Source organism: Fibrobacter sp. UWB4 (assembly GCF_002210345.1).
Classification (GTDB): Bacteria; Fibrobacterota; Fibrobacteria; order Fibrobacterales; family Fibrobacteraceae; genus Fibrobacter.
Genome location: NZ_MWQI01000001.1, coordinates 23,195 through 41,865, shown reverse-complemented (window position 1 = coordinate 41,865; position 18,671 = coordinate 23,195). Strand labels below are relative to the sequence as shown.

The following is an 18,671-nucleotide window of genomic DNA, read 5'->3' as shown; positions in this document are numbered from 1 at the left end:
CTAGCCGATCAAAGCAAGAGCCGGGCGGACGCTAATCACGAGGAGAGCGATAGCGGACACGGCAACAGCAAAGCGGAGCAAGTAAACGTATGCGTAGTTTGCCTTGCAGCAGATATGGTCACCACCGCAGCACTTGTCGTCCTTTGCCGGGGCAAAGAGCACGTAGGCAATGCGGAGGTAGTAAACTGCAGCCACCAAGGAGAGGCCAAAGCCAACAGCGGCAAGCCAGCCGAGGTCAGCATTGAAGGCTTCGGTGAACAGCGTGAACTTGGCGAGGAAACCAGCAACCGGCGGAAGGCCAGCGAGAGAAGCAAGGCACACGGCAACGCCAAGAGCCACAAACGGACGGCGACGGCCTGCACCCTGGAGGTCTTCGAGATTTTCCTTGCAATCATCCTTGCCCGACATGTAGGCAATGCCCGTCAAGGCGCCCGCAGAGGCAATGGCGTAAGTGATGAGGAAGTAGAACATCGGGCCCATCTGGATTTCGCCCTTGCCGAGGTAATTCGGGACCAAGAGGCCAATCACAATAAAGCCTGCGTTCATCACGGCAGAGAAAGCCAAGATGCGACGCACAGACTTCTGAGCAAGGCCGCTAAATGCACCAATCACCATGGAGAGGAGAGCCACGACCAAGACCACGTAGAAAAGCGACTTGGACGGATTTGCGACAGTCACCTTTTCGGCGAGGTTCCAAACAGCTTCGGCACCGGAGCGTGTCACGAGAACGCCAACCCAGACAGAGCCGAGAGCAGCAAGAGCACCGACCTTCACAACTGCAGCCATAAAGCCCGTCACGGCGACAGAGGCGCCCGTATAGACGTCAGCCACCCAGAAGTGGAGCGGAGCAGCACCAGCCTTGAAAAGGAGGCCAGCAATCACAAAGAGCATACCGACACTGTAAATGGGCATGCGGCCTTCGAGCACGTGACCGCAGAAATGCGTCGAACCCGTTGCACCGTAAATCAGCGAAACACCGTAGAGGAAGATAGCGCTGAAAACAGCACCAGAGACGAAGTACTTGAACACGCCTTCGTTTGCATTCACGTCCTTACGGCGGATGCCCACGAGAGCGTAAATCGGGAAGCTCGTGAGTTCCATGGCAATGAACAAGGCAACAAAGTCGATAGCCTGAGTCATGAGCATGGCACCGCTAGTAGCAAGCATCATGAGGCCATAAGCTTCACCGCCCTTGAACTGTTCACGACCAAGAGTCCACTGGAGGCCCGAAATGCCGAGGAAACCGCAGAGGAGGATAGCCATGCAGAGCACGCGGCGAACCGGATCCATCGCGTAAAGGTTCAAGAGAGCTTCGGTCTTTGCGTAGTACAAAGCAACAACGCCAAGAGCAATAAAGAAAGCGGCCACCCAAGGAAGAACCTTGTGCTTGTTTTCGTCGCGCAAGAACGGTTCAGCAGCGAGAGCCACCATGCCGCCCAAGACCACGAAGATCACCGGCAAGAGATAAACAAGATTACTTAGCATCGGAAGCCTCCTTCACAGAATTTTCAGATTTTGCATCACCGGAAGCGTTTTCGCCCTTCATCTGAGCGATGATCGAAGCGCGTTCGTCATCCTTGAAGCCGGCAGCGGCAAGCGTCGAATCCAGCTGGTGGATTTCTTCGGCCGTCATCGGAGCTTCGCCGTTATTGAGAGCGGCACTGTTCAGCACCTGGGCTGCAGCCGGGTCTTCGTTCACGTCAGCTTCGTTGAGGGAATCCGTCACGTAAGCCGGGTGGAAACCGAACACGAGGAGGAGCAAGAGCATCACAGCGATGCTTACGCCTTCGAGCGGCATCGTGCGACGGCCTTCTTCGTATTCACGGGCAGCCTTCCCGAAGATGACCTTCTGGATGAAGCGGAGCATGTATGCAGCGGAGAGGATCAAGGTGAAACCAGCCACGAGAGCCGGGAGCGGCCCCATGTCCCACAGAGTGAGGAGCACGGAGAATTCACCGACGAAGCCAGCCGTACCAGGAACCGCAAGAGCCATCACGCCAGCAAAGCCGAAGAGCGTACTGAACACCGGATTCTTGGAAGAAAGACCGCCAAGCTTATCAAGTTCGCGCGTACCCACCATGCGTTCTGCAATACCCATGAGGTAGAACTGAGCGCCAGCCGAAATGCCGTGAGCGACGAGCAACACAAGCACAGCCGGGAGCATTGCTTCGGAGAGGCTGAACACGCCAGCCACAGCGAGGCCCAAATGGCCCATGGAGCTGAAAGCGAGGAGCTTCTTGCCATCCGTTGCGCGGAGAGCCATGAGAGCGCCATAAACAGCCGTGAAGAGGCCAAGCCACATCATGCAGGAAACAGCGCTCATCGAAAGCGGGAAAATCGGGAGGATCCAGACGATAAAGCCAAACACGCCAGCCTTACTCATTGCACCCGTGAGGATTGCAGAGAGCGGAGCCGGAGCTTCGGCGTAAGTGATCGCCTGCCAGCCGTGGAACGGGAAAATCGGAGTCTTCACGAGGAATGCGAGGAGGAAGCACACGAGAAGCACGTTCTGGGTTGCTTCCGGGAGGCCCTGGACAGCAATAGCAAGCGAGATGAGCGTCGAGTTATCGGCAACCGTCAAGATGTACCAGAGAGCGACCATCATCGGAGCAGAACCGACCAGCGTGTAGATTGCAAACGTCATCGCAGCCTTCATTCTGTCCTTGCCACCGAAACCAGCGATGAGAACCGCAGCCGGAATCACCATGGCTTCGAAGAAGAAGAAGAAGAGCACAGCATCAGCAGCAAGGAAGGTGCCGTTCATGGCGCCCATCAAGGAGAAGATGCCAATAGCGAAGTTGCGATAGCTTCTGCAAGTGATTCCACGAGCAGAAATCAAGGACACGAGAGAAAGACCGCTGGAGAGGAACACCATCCAGGAGGCCAGTCCGTGACTCGTCAGGTAGTAGTAGACAGGTCCCTTGCAACCAGGAATCTGGAACCATTCAATAGCTTCCGTCGAAACGCTACCGCCTGCAATCAAGGCGACAGACATGGCGGTAAAGCCAATGCCCATCAGAATGGCAAGGCGGGAAGAAGACTTGGAGTCTTCCTTGGACGTCATCACCATGAGGATGGCGGCAACGAACGGGGCGAGGACAAGGAGATGTAACAGCATTAGAGAGAACCTCCAGTCAAAAGAACAATAGCCACAAGCGCGACCAAGCCCACAATGCTAAGGGCGATCTGGACGCGGACCTTGCGCACCTGGAACGAGGCGGCACCGTCACCGAGAATCGTTGCGATTGCACCAATCGTCCACTGGGCAGCAGCAAGAATCTTGTCGACAACGACATCGCAGATCCATGCAAGCACGTTAACCGGGATGATACCCACGTACTTGTGGATGTAATCGAACAGGAATGTCCACGTAGCCTTGCCACCTTCAGGAGCGGAGCTACCCTTGGCAGCCGGGATACGGGCATTGGCGTAAATCTTGTAAGCGATGAACATACCGAGAAGAGCCGCCACCGTACCGAGAGCGGCAAAGACAACCGGGTTCACGTGGGCCAGGACTGCCGGGGTGTTGTAAGCCTGGGCGGCGCCAACGACCGGAGCGAGCGTTTCGGCAAAGAACTTGATGCCGATGGAATCGGCCCAGAGGTAACCGGCAAACACGGCACCGAAAGCGAGAATCACCATCGGGATAAGCATGACAGCCGGAGCTTCGTGGATGTGTTCTTCACTTTCCTTGGATCCACGGTAGCTACCGAAGAACGTAAGGATAATGAGGCGACCCATGTAGACAGCCGTAATCACAGCCGTTGCAAGGCCAACACCGTAAACAACACCGTTCAGCGGAATGTTAGGCACTTCGGCACCAAAGATGGTGAAGCCCGGAATGAACATCGAGCAGTTCATGAACAGGCGTTCAAGAATCAAGTCCTTGGACCAGAAACCGGAGAAGCCCGGGAAGCCGACAATCGCGAGGAACGCAAAGATCATCACGCAGGCAGTCACCGGAGTCTTCTTCAAAAGGCCACCCATCTTGCGCATGTCCTGTTCGCCCGAGAGAGCGTGAATCACGGCACCAGCGCCAAGGAAGAGAGCCGCCTTGAAGAAGGCGTGCGTAAACACGTGGAAGATAGAAGCATCAAAGGCGCAAACACCAGAAGCCATGAACATGTAACCGAGCTGGCTAATGGTAGAGTAAGCAAGCACCTTCTTGATGTCGTTCTGGAAAAGGCCAGCAACAGCAGCCCAGAAAGCAGTGAGCATACCGACCACCACGATAATGTCGAGCACAACCGGGAGGAGGGCAAACATGCTGCCGAGACGGGCGAGCAAATAGACACCGGAGGTCACCATCGTTGCGGCATGGATCAAGGCAGAAACCGGAGTCGGACCCGCCATAGCATCCGGGAGCCAGGTAAGGAGCGGAATCTGAGCAGACTTACCCGTGCAACCGATGAAGAAGAGGATTCCAGCAATAGAGAGAACCGGGATGACCAATTCAACGTGATTACCGCTGATGACCATGCTGATGAAGTTCGAGAGCACATCGTAGTTGAGGATAGCAGAGCCACCGATCGTCACGAGGCAGAGCATACCGAGCAAGAAGCCGATATCGCCCACGCGGTTCACGATGAAGGCCTTGTTAGCAGCCTTGCAGTTGTTCAGGTCCTTGTTCCAGAAACCGATGAGGAGGTAGGAGCAGAGGCCCACGCCTTCCCAACCGAGGAACGTGAGGAGCAAGTTGTCCGAGAGCACGAGCACGATCATGCTGAACAAGAAGAGGTTGATGTAGGCGAAGTAACGGGCAAAGCCGCGGTCGCCGTGCATGTAACCGATCGAGTAGAGAGCGATGAGGGAGCCGATGCCCGTCACGAACAGGAGCATGATGCGGGAAAGACCATCGAACAGGAATCCGATATCCACGCGGAACATCGGAATGTCGATCCAGTTGCAGAGCGTTTCACGTACGCCACCTTCCGGCATGTTGAGCGAAAGGAGGGCAACACCAGCAAAGGAGAGCGCCGGGAAGAGGACTGCGAGTGCTCCAACGAAACCTTCAGCAGGGCCCTTCTTGCTGTCCGAAGAAATGACGGCGATAGCACCGAGAATAATGCATCCCAACAGCGGGAAGAGAGGTATCAAACCAAGAGAAATCATTGCTTATTACCCCTTCATGTTAGAATACGTGTCGGCGTCAACGCTTTCACGGTTGCGGAAAATGAGAATGACCATGGCAAGGCCGACGCAAGCTTCAGCGGCAGCGACTGCGATGGAAAACAGCGGAACCACCTGGCCCACAATGCTTGCCTCCGCAGGGAGCGTCTTTGCAAAGCCCACGAAGGAGAGGTTCACGGCGTTCAGGGCAAGTTCAACGCCCATCAGCACAAAGAACACATTGCGGCGAGAGACCGCGACCATGAGGCCGATGGCGAAAATGACCAGGGCCAAGATCTGAACATATATAGCTTGGAGTTCCATTAGTGTTTATCCTCCGTTTTTTCGGATTCCACAGAACCAAGGCGCTTCTTGGCGAGAAGCACTGCGGCACCCATGGCAGAAAGCAGAAGCACACCGAGGACTTCGAAAAGCACGAAGTAACCAGGGCCGCTCTGAGCTACATCAAAGAGAGTCTTGGAAGTGATTGCCACAGAACCGCAAATCGTCGCTGCATCGAATGCAATCGGAGAGCGGACAAGTGCAAAGCCCACGAGACCGGCAAGCACGATGACGGCAGGAATCACAAAGAGCGAAACCTTGTCGAACATCGGCGTATGGGAATCGCGAGCGCCGTTCAAGACCATGATGACAAACGTCAGGAGCATCATGATGGCTCCGGCATAGACCATAATCTGGACCACGCCGAGGAACGGGCTTCCGAGAAGGCCGTAAATACCGGCAAGAGACACCATCGAGACGACCAACGAAAGGGCGCCATAGAGCGGATGCCTAGAGAGGAGCACGCAAACGGCACTGCCGACTGCGATAATTGCGAGGACAATGAAATAAATCAAAGCGAGCATTATTTTACCTCCATGCCCCAGACCTTGCGGGCCTCGGCATTCTTTGTACCGCCCGGAGCCATCTGGCTCTGTTCGTCATTCGGGTAATCCTTCGGATCCCAGTTGGTGAGATCGTAAAGGTGTGCCACGAAGTCTTCGCGGGAACGGTGTTCGAAAATGATTTGCTTCGTATCCATGCGGAGGGCATCGACCGGGCAAGCTTCTGCGCAAAGGCCGCAGAACACGCAAGTCAAGTGGTCGATGTCAAAGCGCATCACGCGCTTTTCGATACGCGGGTCATCGCTCTGCGTTGCTTCGATGAAGATGCAGTGGGCAGGGCAAGCCGCAGCGCACATGCCGCAGGCGACACAGCGAGGCGTACCATCCGGGCGAAGCATCAAGCGGTGCTTGGCACGGTAGGTATTGCGGATTTCGGGCTGACCTTCCGGATAAGAAATCGTCGGAAGTTCTTCATAGCGGAACAAGCCACGAGCCGCATGCTTAAGGGTTGTCCACAGACCGCGAATCGCCTCGAAAATGTAAAGGCGTTCAATGACGGTCATCGGTTTTTGCTTAATAACGCGCATTAGTTACCCCCTAAAAGTTTTGCAATGACCGCAGTCACCACGAGGTTGATGAGGGCGATATTCAAGATAATCTTCCAGCCGAGGTGCATCACGTGGTCATAGCGGAAGCGCGGGAGCGTCCAGCGGACCCAAATCCAGACCCAGCAGAAGATGAGGCTCTTTGCCACAAGAACGAGCAAGTGGATGAGCGCCGTACCGACTGCGGTTGCAAAGCTACCGACAGCGAGGCCATTCACCACGAAGTTTTCAGGATTGTAGAAGAACCAGGCGGCAACACCGAGAGCAATAAATGCAGCGGCAGCGACCCAAGCCACAATCTTGTAAAGCTTGTATTCCTTAAGGACTTCAAAGCGGTGCGTAAGGTTTGTAGCCTTGAGCTTTCTGGAATAGCGGTAAATCATGTGGAGGAAAGCGAGAGCGATAAAGGCGAGCACGCCACAGAGAATGGCAAGGGAGCCACCCATGTGTTCCTGCATCGTTTCGGTCGTCACGAACGGAACTGCATAACCGCCGAGGAACAGTGTTGCAATGAGGAAGCTGTTGATGCAGATGTGCGAGTATTCGCCCATGTAGAAGAGACCGAACTGCATAGCGCCATATTCCGTATGGTAACCGGCGACGAGTTCAGGTTCACCTTCAGCGACGTCGAACGGAGCACGGCCCGTTTCAGCAATGCTTGCAATGAGGAAGCAGAAGAATGCGACCGGCTGGGCAACGATGCCCCACACGTGATTTTCCTGCCACTGCACAATGTCCGTGAGGTTGAAAGAACCGGCGAGGAGCAAAATGCCCATGAGCGAAAGTCCGAGGCAGACTTCGTAGCTGATGGTCATGGAGCTCGTACGGAGAGCGCCCAAGAAGCTGTACTTGGACTTGGAAGCCCAACCAGCGAGCATGGCACCGTAAGCCGAGATCGAGGAGAAACCGAAGAGCAAGAGCACGCCCACATCGGAATCGATGATGGAACCTGCAATGCGCACCGTTTCGCCACCCCAGTCAAAGATCATCGGTCCAAACCACGGGATCACGCACGGGGAGAGGAACACGATGGCGAACGGGATGGCCGGAGCCACGTAGTACAGAAGCTTGTTCACGCCAGCCGGAGCGAACATTTCCTTGAAGAAGAGCTTCGTACCGTCGCACATGTTCTGCACGTAACCGAGCAAACGGATCTTGCCGAAGTACGGGATCTTGATATAGGAGCGGTTCGGGCCCTGACGGTCTTGCATAAAGCCAGCGCCACGACGTTCCATCGGGATTAAAAGAAGGATGTAAAGGACAGGCACGAAGCAGAATGCGAACTTCGCAATCGTGATTGCCCATTCAATCCAGGTTTTGGATTCGATAATATCCATTATGCGTTACCTCCCAGGAGCTTTCCTGTGCTCTTGATGGCATCATAGGTAATGTCGGCAAAGGCCGGCACGTATTCACGAGCCTTCTTGAAAGCTTCGCAAGCCGAATTGAACTTGTTACCGGCAAGTGCGGAAATCACTTCGTAAGCCGGGGCAAGCTTTTCATCCGGGCAAGTCGGAGCAGCAGAGAGCTTCTGCAAGATGTTCAGGCTGTTGACCATCGTGCCCTGGACTTCGCTCCAGTGACGGATACCGAAAGCGACCTTGGCCTTCTTGGCGGTAGCGTCATCAAAGGCAGAAAGGGCGATGCGGTTCGAAATCTTGTCGAGAGCCTTAGCAGCAGCGTCTTCGCCGTAGAGGTCTGCGTTCACCGTGATGAGGTTGCTGAATTCGCCTGCGCGCTTGATGAGTTCTGCAACGTCTGCAAAGCCCATGAGCTGCATGCCTGCGCGGTTTGCCACCGGGTCACCGCTCTTGGCGATACCGTCCGGAGCGTTCACCTTGAGGAGGGAACCACCGAAGAGTTCAGCGCGGTCACCGAGAGCTTCCTTAAGCATCTTGAGAGCGGCGAGGTCTTCGTTCGTGCAAGCGCCACCAGCAACGAGGGCGACCTTACCGCCAACCAGCTGGAGTGCAGAAGCGTCGATTGCCGGCAAGCGGTTCTTGTCGAACTGCTGGAAAGCGAGACGGCTCGTATTGGAGAGCCAGCTGCGGTTCACTTCCGGGTTGCAACGCGGCATCACGCGATAGATGCGGCCATCAGCATGATCAAGCCAGATGTTTGCACCGAGGGAGTCGTCCATCGAAATCGTCGGCGTGTGGGCAAGGAGCCAAACGCGCTTCTGGAAGCGGAAGTACTTTGCCGTCATGGCGCCCGTCGGGCATACGTCCGTGACACAGAGGTCGTATTCGTGGTCGAGCTTTTCGCCCGGGAAGGTAGTAATGTAAGTATGGTCGGCACGGCCAGCAAGCTGGAGCTGTTCGTCCTTCGCGATGCTACGCATAAAGCGTACGCAACGGTCGCACTGCACGCAACGTTCTTCGTCGAGCAAAATGCGCGGACCGATGTCCACATGCTTACCGCCACGGAGCTGACCCTTCGCATCAATGAACTGATGTTCCGGATTGCCGTGGTAATTCTTGCCGTATTCCGGACGGAGGCGGCCTTCGTTCTGGCCTGCTTCCATGTAGTTTTCCTGCAAGGTGCATTCACCGGCCTTGTCGCAAATCGGGCAATCGAGCGGGTGGTTCACCAGCATGAATTCCTGTGTGGCCTTGCGGGCGTTCTTCACGCGGGCGCTGGATGCCGGGGTATAAATCTTCATACCCGGAGTCACAGGAGTATAGCACGAAATCACGAGCATACGACCACGCGGGCCTTCCTGCTCTACCAGGCACTGACGGCAGTTACCCGACACCGGCAAATACGGATGATAACATACGTGAGGAGTTTCAATCCCGACAGCCTTCAGGGCTTCGAGGAGGTTGGTATCGCCAGGAACCATCACGGCCTTGTCATCCACGAAGATTTCCACCTTCGGGCTTGCTTCGGTCGGGAGTTTCGGCATATTGTAGTAGTTACTCATATTATTACCAGAAAATTCCAGGACGACTTGTTTCTTGAATACGCGGTTTTGCGTGTTCGGGGTTCTTAGCGATATATTCGTCAAAGTCCGCACGGAACTTTGCAGTGTAGCTCGAGACCGGGCCACCCAAAGAAATGGAGAGCGGGCAAATAGTCACGCCACCAAATCCGCTAGAAAGGCTCTGCATGAGTTCCACATCGCCATCATGACCGTTGCCGGCCACCATCTGGTTCAAGATGCGGTGCAAGAGACCTGTACCTTCACGGCACGGCGTGCACTGGCCGCAAGATTCATGGCTGTAGAAGTTGCCGAGGCAATTCAAGAGGTCTGCCATGTTGTGCGTATCGTTAATCACGATCATAGCGCCAGAACCGAACATCGTCTTCATCGAGGCGAGGCATTCGTAGTCCATCGTGGCGACTGCAGCTTCTTCTGCAGTCAAGGGAGCGCAAGAGGAACCGCCCGGGAGCACAGCCTTGAGCTTGCCACCCACAACGCCACCGGCGTAATCGTTAATCATAGTCATCATCGGAGTGCCGAGAGGAGCTTCGTACACGCCCGGGTTCTTCACGTCACCGGAAATGCAGAACACCTTCGTACCACCGGCGCGCGGCGTACCCATCTTGGCGTAGTCGCTCGGGTCGTGGCTCAAAATCCACGGAAGCGACATGATGGTTTCGACGTTGTTCACGCAAGTCGGGGACTTCCAGGCACCGCAAACAGCCGGGAACGGCGGCTTCAAGCGCGGCTGGCCCTTCTGGCCTTCAAGAGAGTTAATAAGAGCAGTTTCTTCACCGCAAATGTAGGCGCCAGCACCGCGATGCACAAAGATATCAAAGCTGAACTTCGTGCCGCAAATGTTTTCGCCGAGGTAGCCAGCAGCGTAAGCCTGGTTCAAAGCCTTGTTCAAGGCTTCGATGCACGGGAGGAATTCGCCACGGCAGTAGATGTAGGCTGCGCGAGAGCCAAGAGCCCAAGCGGCAATGATAAGGCCTTCGATCAAGCGGTGCGGATCTTCGAGCATGAGGAAGTGGTCCTTAAAGGTACCGCCTTCGCCTTCGTCAGCGTTTACGACAATGTAAACCGGCTTGCCCGTACCACGCGGCACAAAGCTCCACTTCATGCCAGTCGGGAAGCCTGCACCACCGCGTCCGCGGAGGTTAGAACGTTGCACGTAATCGATGAGCTCAAACTGGCTCATGTTGAACAAGCGTTCAGAAATGTTGGAGTAGCCACCCAGCTTCTTATAGACTTCGATGTCCTGGGCGCCCTTGCCAAAATTCTGCGTACAAACTTTTACACATTCAGCCATAATTAAACCGCCTTTTGTTCCGGTGCGGGCTTCTGCTTGGTCACAGCAACAGCCGAGGGTTTAGCAACACGTTCACCGGAGGTCGCAATCATACGGTATTCGTCGCCGACCTTTCCGTTCGGGTCCACAAAAGCCTTGTCCTTCACGCCCGGCTCGCCCACAGCGACCCAGTCATTGCCATTCTTCTTTTCGACGACAATCTTCGTGAATTCCGGAGCGCCCTTCCAAGTGAGGGTAGCACCCGTTTCGTCAGCTTCGGACTTGACATTCAAAACCGGAGAAGGAGGAGCGTAGTCAGCTACCTGCGGCTTTGCAATAGCACCCGGAGCGCCCGGATGACCGCAGTGGCCCTTCACCGTACCGCCGAGCACATCGTGCTTCGGGATGTTATTTTCATGAGCATAGCACCACTTGAGGATGCGGTCGATGCTGTCGGTCGTAAGCTTTGTACCCGGCTTCATCGTGAGCACGTCGCCATCAGCGTCTGTAGCGAAGTCGTCGTTCACGAGCATCATCGGGCCGTTGCCGCAAGAACCGAGGCATTCCACCTGGAGGATCGTAAAGAGACCATCCGGAGTCGTTTCGCCCGTCTTGATGTTCAAAGCATGTTCCACATAAGCGATAAGGCTCGGAGCGCCCTTGATCGTGCAGCTGATGTTACGGCAGAACTGCAAGAGGAACTTGCCCTTCGGAGCGTGGTTGTACATCGTGTAGAACGTAGCAACGCCAAGAGCATGAGCCGGAGCGCAACCGCAGACATTAGCAGCCCAGCGGATACCTTCACGCGGCACCCAGCCAAACACGCCCTGCACGAGCCAAAGCACTTCGAGAAGTGCTGCCTGACCGACCGGATAGCGGCTGAGCAAATCAGCGCAGCGTTCCTTGATTTCAGGCGTATTGAGCTTGGCGAGCACTTCAGCCGTAGGCGGCTGCGGCACAGGCTTGTTCACATAGCCAAACTTCTGGCCCGGATCCGGCAAAGCATCAATCGGCTGCGCCGGACGGTCGAACTTCAAATGATTGTTCGAGACAAATTGGACAGCGCCAGTAATATGTTCTCTCATCGGTCAAGTTCTCCAGCAATAATGTTGAGACCCGAAAGCACGGCCATGGAGTCAGCCAAGAGACCGCCTTCGACGAGTTCATGGAATGCAGCAAACTGCGTAAGGCAAGGCGGACGCACCTTGATGCGGTACGGATGGCCAGAGCCGTCAGAAATAATCGTGAAGCCAAGTTCACCGTTAGCGCATTCGCTCCCGCAGTAGTATTCGCCTTCCGGAACGCGGATGCCTTCGTAAACGCTCTTGAAGCGACCGATAAGGCCTTCCATATCCTGGTAAGCGAGCTTGTGAGCCGGTACGCGGATACGCGGATCGACGATATCGACCGGACCCGGAGCGAGGCGCTTCAAAGCCTGGCGCACAATCTTCACGGATTCTTCAATTTCAGCCAAACGAACCTGCAGACGGTCGTTGCAGTCGCCCTGAGTGCCGACCACGACTTCCCAGTCGTAGGTTTCGTAATCGTAATACGGTTCGTCCTTGCGGAGGTCAGAAGCAACACCGGATGCGCGGAGGCACGGACCGGTCCAGCCGTAGCTAATGGCCTTTTCGGCAGAAATCTTGCCGATGCCCACCGTACGGTCGAGGAAGATGCGGTTTCTGTCCAAGCAGGCGTGCAAGTCCTTCAAAGCCTTTTCGGTAGAATTGAGGGCTGCGAGAACGTCCTGTTCAAAACCTTCGTAGCTATCGCGGTAGAGACCGCCAATGCGAGCAAAGCTGTTCGTAAGGCGTGCACCTGTGAGCTTTTCCCAGATGCACATGATTTCTTCACGCGGGTTGAAGGCGTACATGAACGGAGTCGTACCGCCCAAGTCCTGGAACGCAGCAGCGACGCACACAAAGTGGTCATTGATACGGGAAAGTTCGTTCACGATCACGCGGAGGACCTTGGAACGTTCCGGGATTTCAACACCGAACATGTTTTCGACTGCACGGCAGAACGCAATGTTGTTCATGATAGCAGAGCAGTAGTTCAAGCGGTCCGTGTACGGGACAACTTGCTGCCAAGTGCCGCGTTCGACCATTTTTTCGAACCCGCGGTGCAGGTAGCCGATTTCTTCGACGGATGCCACGATGGTTTCACCATCCATAGCGGTCAAGAATCGCAAGCAACCGTGAGTTGCCGGGTGGCTAGGCCCAACGTTCAAGGGCATCAAATTCAGCTTTTCGCCATTCGGATCTAATACGATCATGCCTTGATACTCCCTTCCAAAAATTCATTGTCGTTCGTTTCCACTTCCTTAGAGCGCTGGATGACCTTGTAGCCAAGTTCTTCGAGACGCTTTTCGAGTTCCGGAAGCAGGTAGTCGTTTGTCGAGAGCCACTGGCGCTTCTGGGCCGGGTAATCCTTGCGGAGCGGATGGCCAACAAATTCAACGTGGTTCAACAGGCGGCGGAGGTCCGGATGACCTTCGAAAATCACACCGAACTGGTCATAGACTTCGCGTTCGTACCAGTTGGCATTGGCATAGAGGTCGCTAATCGTCGGGACCTTGAGGCTTTCTTCGGACACCAGCACCTTAAGACGGATGCGGGCACCCGGATTCTTCATGCTCTTGAAAGCATAAGAGACCGCAAAGCGAGGGCCTTCGTGATTCGGGTAAGTCAAGTAGTCGATACCGGCAATGTCCACGAGCATATCGAACTTGATGCCGGCTTCTTCCTTGAGGAACTGGACTACGTTATGCAGATAGGGAGCAGCAACGACTGCCGTGATACCCCACTTGTCGAGCGGTTCGCGCTTGACGTCAAACTTTCCTTCAAGGGCGGCGAAGATTTCTTCAACAGTCATTCTTCTACTCCTTCCAGAACTGGGCTTTCTTTACAAGATTTTCTTGCTTTTCTTTCATGAAGTCCTTGATGTCCACGATTTTTTCGTGGGCGCAAGCGGCAATGTCGCGCTTTGCTTCGGCAGTCTTTGCCTTGATCATTTCAAGCTGGTCCTTGATGCTTTCGGCGCGCTGTTTCATGAAGGATTCATCCTTGACTTTCTTCTGCAAGTCAAACATGGCATCGAAGAAAGCTTCCGGACGCGGAGGGCAACCACCGATATACACATCCACCGGGATAATGTGGTCGATACCAGGGACCGTGCAGTAGCAGTCATAGAAACCGCCAGAGCTTGCGCATGCACCCATGGCAATGACCCAGCGAGGTTCAGCCATCTGCTCATAGATGCGCTTTAAGATCGGAGCCTGCTTGTAAGTGATCGTACCTGCAACAAGCAGCACATCGGACTGACGCGGCGTAAAACGCACGTATTCAGAACCGATACGTGAAAGGTCATAACGACCCACTTCCGTACTCATGAATTCGATTGCACAACAAGCCGTACCGTAAGGGAACGGCCACAGTGAATTAGAACGCCCCCAGTTGACCAAAAAATCAAGCGAGGACGTAATGATATTCGGCTTTTCTGCCTCATTACCCATAGGAGTTACCTCATAAAATTCGCGCCTAAAGATAGAAATTTAATAGTAGAAAGTAGGAAGTAGGAAGTAAGAAGTAAGCGGTTGAAGCTTTAGGAAAAAGCTGTTTTTTCGCACCGGACACGCCCATTTTTAAAATGCAATAAAAAAGTAAGAAGTAGGCGGTAGGAAGTAAGCAATAGGAGGTAGACAGCAGGAAGCTGGAAGTAGGACAAATACGTAAGGCGAGAGAAGCGGCGGTGCTCGCACCGACATTTCCGAGCCTAGTATTTGGTAAATGAGCGTAGCGAATTTACAAGTAGGCAGTAGATAGTAGTTGGTGGGTAGTTGGGGGAAGCGTCCCCCTCGCAAAAGCCTCGTCTTTTGCTCCCCCTTTGAGCGGGCTTCAGACGCCAGCCCGCAACGCCCGGCTTTATCGTAACAAAAAAGTAAGAAACTATCAAGCAGACATACATCACATTTTAATGCTATTTCTCAAAAAATGTTCTCACCTTAGTTCTCATAAATATTATATTAGACTCGTGGAAAACTATATCGACATTTACCAGTTTACGCACTTCCGCAAGTACTTGGAAGAATACCAGGCGGCCAGAGTCCAGTCCGACCCGGAATTCACCCGTACCGGAATCTGCAATATGCTCGGCCTCCCCAAGACGCGCAGCTACTTTGCCGATGTTCTCAGAGGGAAAAAGGTCAGCCCCCGCATGACAGCCAAGTTCATCGAAGTCCTCGGCCTCAACAAGAAAGCCGCAAAGTACTTCGAGACCATGGTGAAGCTCGACCAGGCAAAAACCGAAACCGCCCGCAGCGCAGCCATGGAAGAACTTTTGCACCTGCACCCCAATCCGCAGCATATCCTCGATTCGAACACCTACGAATACTATAACCACTGGTACCATAGCGCTATGTTTGCTATTCTTGATGCTATGGACGTTACAGACGACTTGACCCCCGTACAAAAGAGAATCTTCCCGAAAATTCCACTAGGGAAGCTCAAGGACTCGCTATCCCTTTTGGAAAAGCTGGGACTCGCCCGCAAGAACGAAGCGGGTTTTTGGAAGCCGACCAAGGAATCCATTTCCAGTGGTCCATACAACAACGCAGAACTCATCAAGCAGTACCAGTTGCAATGTTTTGAGCTTTCGAAGCAGGCGCTCATCACGCGCCCCAAGATGCCGACCGTCATGAGCACGCTCACCTTCAGCATCTCGAACAACGCCTACAAGAAACTTGAATCCGAACTCCAGGAATTCAAGGCCAAGGCAAGACGCATCATCAGCGAAGATAACGAAAAAGCAAGCGGTGTTTACCAGATGAACTTGCACCTGTTCTCTAACCTCGATCCGGAGGTTAAAGCATGATGAACTTTAAGATTATTAATATAGCAGGGGTTTTTGCCCTCGCATCGATTTTCTCGGCTTGCTCCGACGAAAACCACGCCGGCGTACTCACAGAAACTGAATCCGGCACGACCATCGCAGGCATCATCATCAACGAAAACGGAACGCCCGCTACAAGCGCAAGGGTGGACCTGATTTCGGCAACGCACATTGCCGCCCGCATGGCCCCCATCAAGACCGACACGACAGACGAAGACGGCAAGTACACGATTGACAGCATCCCCGCTGGCGACTACGCCTTGCAGATCAGCAACACGGAACACACGCAGTCCGCCTACATCACGCTCACCGTCGAAGACTCCAAGACCGACCTGCAGACGCTCAACGTCCCCGAAGCAAAGCTCGAAGAGAATGCAAGCCTTGAACTCGATCTCAACACGTATGACCTCGACAAAGGCGACACGCTCTGCATCACAGGTACGCTCAACTGCACCGCAGTCAGCGAAAGCGACCTCAAGTCGGGAATCGTCAAGCTCGATGAAATTCCGCCTGCAGAATTCACGAACATCATCCTCATCCGAGGCGCCGGTTGCGACACCTCGACGCGAAACGTCAAGTGGGACTTTGTTCCCGGCGAAAAGCTCGAAGTCTCTTCGACTATAGTCACAGTCACCGTGCCGGAAGAAGCCCTGACCGCAGCTAAAAAGCTCAATGGCAAAAAGACTCTCGATTCTGTGATCGTTCCGGTTTCGCTCAGCACAGACCTCAAGAACCCGGTTCTCTTGAACAAGGACGGCGACACGCTTGCGCTCTACAAGGTTTCTGGCAACGATGACGGTTACCTGACCGTCATCCCGAATTTCGATGTCGGCACATACAAGTTCACAGTTGCATCCAGCGATTCAAGCCTCCCCCCGATGCAAGTTGCCAAGGCTTACGCCGAGACAGAAGCGGACTTGAGCGTCTCCGAAAACGGCTACAACGACAACATCAACGGTTACAGCAACAGTTTTGGCATCAGTTTCTGGATTCAAAAAGATGGAAGCACGATCGAAAACATCGACTCCATTTTCCTCAAGTCCCAAGAAAAGAACGATGTCATCTACCGTATGAGAACCGGTGATGATTACGAAGAGCTCTGCGCCAACTTCTACAAGAGATACTCTACCGACACGACGTACAAAAATGGCTTTTTTGTTATCAAGGATTCGTCCTGCCATAAGGTTCTAGACGGCAAGCGCCACCATATTGCGATGTTTGTCAAGCTGAACCACCTCGTCATCGCCGTAGACGGAAAGATTGTCGAAGATAGCAACATGCAAAATGCCTTCATCAACTTTCCAGGATTCACCGTCGGAAAACACAAGCTCGAAGACTTGACCGTTTTCTCGCTCGGCCCGAACTCCATCGCGCAAGCAGATGACGAGGGCTGGGAACGCCTCCACGCCTGGCTCTCCGCATTCTACATAATGCAGAAGTAATAGCAGACGAGAGACGAAAGAACGCCACGATGTGGCTACAGACGAAAGATGTCATGCCCCGCTCCGGCGGGGCATCTCCTTTTCTAACGAAATACGATTTTTTCTAGCAACTAGTAACTAATAACTAATAACTATTTTTATATATTCTCGCTTATGAAAGTTCTCGTTCACGATAGAGGTGTTTGCCTGGAATGCGCCGGCTGCGTCGGCGTTTGCCCCAAGATGGCGCTAGACATGTACGGTCTAGATTTGCAAATTGATCAGGAAAAATGCATCAAGTGCGGTCTCTGCGCAAAAGCATGCCCCGCAGGCGCCCTCAAAATTCAGGAGTTGAACGATGTTCTGTAATAACGAATACGATGTCGTCGTCATTGGCGCAGGTCCCGGCGGAAGCGTTGCCGCCAGAAATCTTTCCCGTGCAGGCCACAAGGTTCTCCTTCTCGAAAAACGCGAGAAGATTGGTTACCCTGTGCGCTGCGGCGAAGCAAGTACCAAGCTTTCGGACTTGCAGACTTACGGCCCGATTGACGAAGATTGCATCGAAACAATTATCAACGGACTTTATATTTACGGCCCGAACGGCGTGAACATCGACCTTTCGCAGAAAGGCACGGGCATCATGCTCAACCGCGAAAAGTTCGACCCGTGGCTCGCCCACCTCGCCGCAAACGACGGCGTTGAACTCGTCACTCGCGCCCGTGCAGAATTTGTCGGAGATGTCGAAAGCGGAACCCGCCTCGTGCGCGTGAAGCTCGGCGATGGCGCCGGCGATTCGACTGAAGAAGTCCGCGCCAAGATGGTCATTGCCGCAGACGGCGTCGAAAGCCGCATCGGGCGCCAAGTCGGACTCGATTGCCTCCAAAAGCCCGGATTCACCTGCACCGGCGTCGATATCCAAGTGCAAGGCATCCTCACCAAGCCGGACTACCTCACATTCTGGCAAGGCCACGACTTTATCAACGACGGTTACATCTGGAGTTTCCCGAAAGTCAAATCCAACGTCACGAACTTCGGCGCCGGATTTTTGATTTCGAGCAATCACGGATCAAACGTCTTGGACATCACGATGGAATGGCTGTACAAGCTCTTCCCGGGTGCAAAAATCAATCATGTTGTCGGAGGTGCGATCCCCGTTTCGAGCGTTCTCAAGGATTACACACTCGACCGCTTTGCCCTCGTTGGCGACGCCGCCCATCACACGAACCCGCTTACAGGTGGCGGCATCGCGGCCGCCATGCGCGCCGGACGGTTCTGTGCCCAGACCGTCCACGAGGGCCTCGAATGCGGCAACTTGAGCAAGGAATTCCTCAAGACGTACGAAAAGCGCTGCTACGATTACTTTGGTCGCATGCACGACTTTGAATACAAGTTCCGCAGATTCCTCCTGAACGTCAACAAGGAAGAACAGACAGAACTCTACAAGGTCCTCCAGAACTTCGCAAAGCACGGCTGCAAAAAGCGCGCCTTCTTGCAAACGCCCGTTCTCTCCGCGAAAATGCTCTACAAGTTCCTCACGTTCAAATAGTCGACAGCTATTGGTCAATAGTCATTAGAATCGTCATTGCG

General features: G+C 54.1%; 17 protein-coding genes. 4 read left to right on the top strand and 13 right to left on the bottom strand.

The features are described from left to right. The 13 genes from B7990_RS00185 to B7990_RS00125 are packed head-to-tail and all read right to left on the bottom strand — an operon-like array spanning window position 1 to window position 14,287. Window positions 1–1,485: an NADH-quinone oxidoreductase subunit N gene (locus tag B7990_RS00185; RefSeq protein ID WP_088639073.1), complete on the bottom strand. Its 1,485-nt coding sequence runs from the start codon at window positions 1,483–1,485 to the stop codon at window positions 1–3. Then, the gene (locus B7990_RS00180) at window positions 1,475–3,118 is read right to left on the bottom strand and encodes a NuoM family protein (protein WP_088639072.1); all 1,644 of its coding nucleotides are present in this window, start codon (window positions 3,116–3,118) and stop codon (window positions 1,475–1,477) included. Before B7990_RS00180 ends, B7990_RS00185 begins: the two co-directional genes overlap by 11 nt. Beyond that, window positions 3,118–5,112 (bottom strand): NADH-quinone oxidoreductase subunit L, encoded by a 1,995-nt coding sequence (gene nuoL, locus B7990_RS00175; RefSeq protein WP_088639071.1) that lies wholly within the window; start codon window positions 5,110–5,112, stop codon window positions 3,118–3,120. Before nuoL ends, B7990_RS00180 begins: the two co-directional genes overlap by 1 nt. 6 nt (window positions 5,113–5,118) lie before the next feature. Beyond that, window positions 5,119–5,433, bottom strand: a complete 315-nt coding sequence (gene nuoK / locus B7990_RS00170; RefSeq protein ID WP_085490964.1) for an NADH-quinone oxidoreductase subunit NuoK — start codon at window positions 5,431–5,433, stop codon at window positions 5,119–5,121. Continuing rightward, a complete protein-coding gene (locus B7990_RS00165) occupies window positions 5,433–5,975 on the bottom strand; it encodes an NADH-quinone oxidoreductase subunit J (protein WP_088639070.1) in 543 nt (180 codons plus the stop codon). The genes nuoK and B7990_RS00165 overlap by 1 nt, the downstream gene beginning before the upstream one ends. Next, the gene (locus tag B7990_RS00160) at window positions 5,975–6,541 is read right to left on the bottom strand and encodes an NADH-quinone oxidoreductase subunit I (protein ID WP_015732213.1); all 567 of its coding nucleotides are present in this window, start codon (window positions 6,539–6,541) and stop codon (window positions 5,975–5,977) included. Before B7990_RS00160 ends, B7990_RS00165 begins: the two co-directional genes overlap by 1 nt. Continuing rightward, the gene (locus B7990_RS00155) at window positions 6,541–7,896 is read right to left on the bottom strand and encodes a complex I subunit 1 family protein (protein ID WP_088639069.1); all 1,356 of its coding nucleotides are present in this window, start codon (window positions 7,894–7,896) and stop codon (window positions 6,541–6,543) included. Before B7990_RS00155 ends, B7990_RS00160 begins: the two co-directional genes overlap by 1 nt. Continuing rightward, window positions 7,896–9,482 (bottom strand): 2Fe-2S iron-sulfur cluster-binding protein, encoded by a 1,587-nt coding sequence (locus tag B7990_RS00150; RefSeq protein WP_088639068.1) that lies wholly within the window; start codon window positions 9,480–9,482, stop codon window positions 7,896–7,898. Before B7990_RS00150 ends, B7990_RS00155 begins: the two co-directional genes overlap by 1 nt. Before the next feature lie 4 nt (window positions 9,483–9,486). After that, on the bottom strand, window positions 9,487–10,794 hold the full coding sequence (gene nuoF, locus B7990_RS00145; protein WP_073423386.1) for an NADH-quinone oxidoreductase subunit NuoF: 1,308 nt from the start codon (window positions 10,792–10,794) through the stop codon (window positions 9,487–9,489). Between the two features lie 2 nt (window positions 10,795–10,796). Then, window positions 10,797–11,858 (bottom strand): NAD(P)H-dependent oxidoreductase subunit E, encoded by a 1,062-nt coding sequence (locus B7990_RS00140; protein WP_088639067.1) that lies wholly within the window; start codon window positions 11,856–11,858, stop codon window positions 10,797–10,799. Continuing rightward, the gene (locus B7990_RS00135) at window positions 11,855–13,048 is read right to left on the bottom strand and encodes an NADH-quinone oxidoreductase subunit D (RefSeq protein ID WP_014546776.1); all 1,194 of its coding nucleotides are present in this window, start codon (window positions 13,046–13,048) and stop codon (window positions 11,855–11,857) included. Before B7990_RS00135 ends, B7990_RS00140 begins: the two co-directional genes overlap by 4 nt. After that, window positions 13,045–13,647 (bottom strand): NADH-quinone oxidoreductase subunit C, encoded by a 603-nt coding sequence (locus B7990_RS00130; RefSeq protein WP_088639066.1) that lies wholly within the window; start codon window positions 13,645–13,647, stop codon window positions 13,045–13,047. The genes B7990_RS00135 and B7990_RS00130 overlap by 4 nt, the downstream gene beginning before the upstream one ends. Before the next feature lie 4 nt (window positions 13,648–13,651). Continuing rightward, window positions 13,652–14,287, bottom strand: coding sequence for an NADH-quinone oxidoreductase subunit B (locus B7990_RS00125; protein ID WP_088639065.1), 636 nt, complete (start codon window positions 14,285–14,287; stop codon window positions 13,652–13,654). A 518-nt stretch (window positions 14,288–14,805) separates the two neighbouring features. Here B7990_RS00125 and B7990_RS00120 point away from each other — a divergent pair. The 4 genes from B7990_RS00120 to B7990_RS00105 all read left to right on the top strand — a co-directional run bounded on the left by B7990_RS00120 (window position 14,806) and on the right by B7990_RS00105 (window position 18,630). Then, the gene (locus tag B7990_RS00120) at window positions 14,806–15,645 is read left to right on the top strand and encodes a TIGR02147 family protein (RefSeq protein WP_088639064.1); all 840 of its coding nucleotides are present in this window, start codon (window positions 14,806–14,808) and stop codon (window positions 15,643–15,645) included. Continuing rightward, the gene (locus B7990_RS00115) at window positions 15,642–17,105 is read left to right on the top strand and encodes a carboxypeptidase-like regulatory domain-containing protein (RefSeq protein WP_088639063.1); all 1,464 of its coding nucleotides are present in this window, start codon (window positions 15,642–15,644) and stop codon (window positions 17,103–17,105) included. The genes B7990_RS00120 and B7990_RS00115 overlap by 4 nt, the downstream gene beginning before the upstream one ends. A 153-nt stretch (window positions 17,106–17,258) precedes the next feature. Next, complete coding sequence (locus B7990_RS00110) at window positions 17,259–17,453, top strand: 4Fe-4S binding protein (protein WP_088639062.1); 195 nt, start codon at window positions 17,259–17,261, stop codon at window positions 17,451–17,453. Then, window positions 17,443–18,630, top strand: a complete 1,188-nt coding sequence (locus B7990_RS00105) for an NAD(P)/FAD-dependent oxidoreductase (RefSeq protein WP_088639061.1) — start codon at window positions 17,443–17,445, stop codon at window positions 18,628–18,630. Before B7990_RS00110 ends, B7990_RS00105 begins: the two co-directional genes overlap by 11 nt. Window positions 18,631–18,671 lie beyond the last annotated feature (41 nt).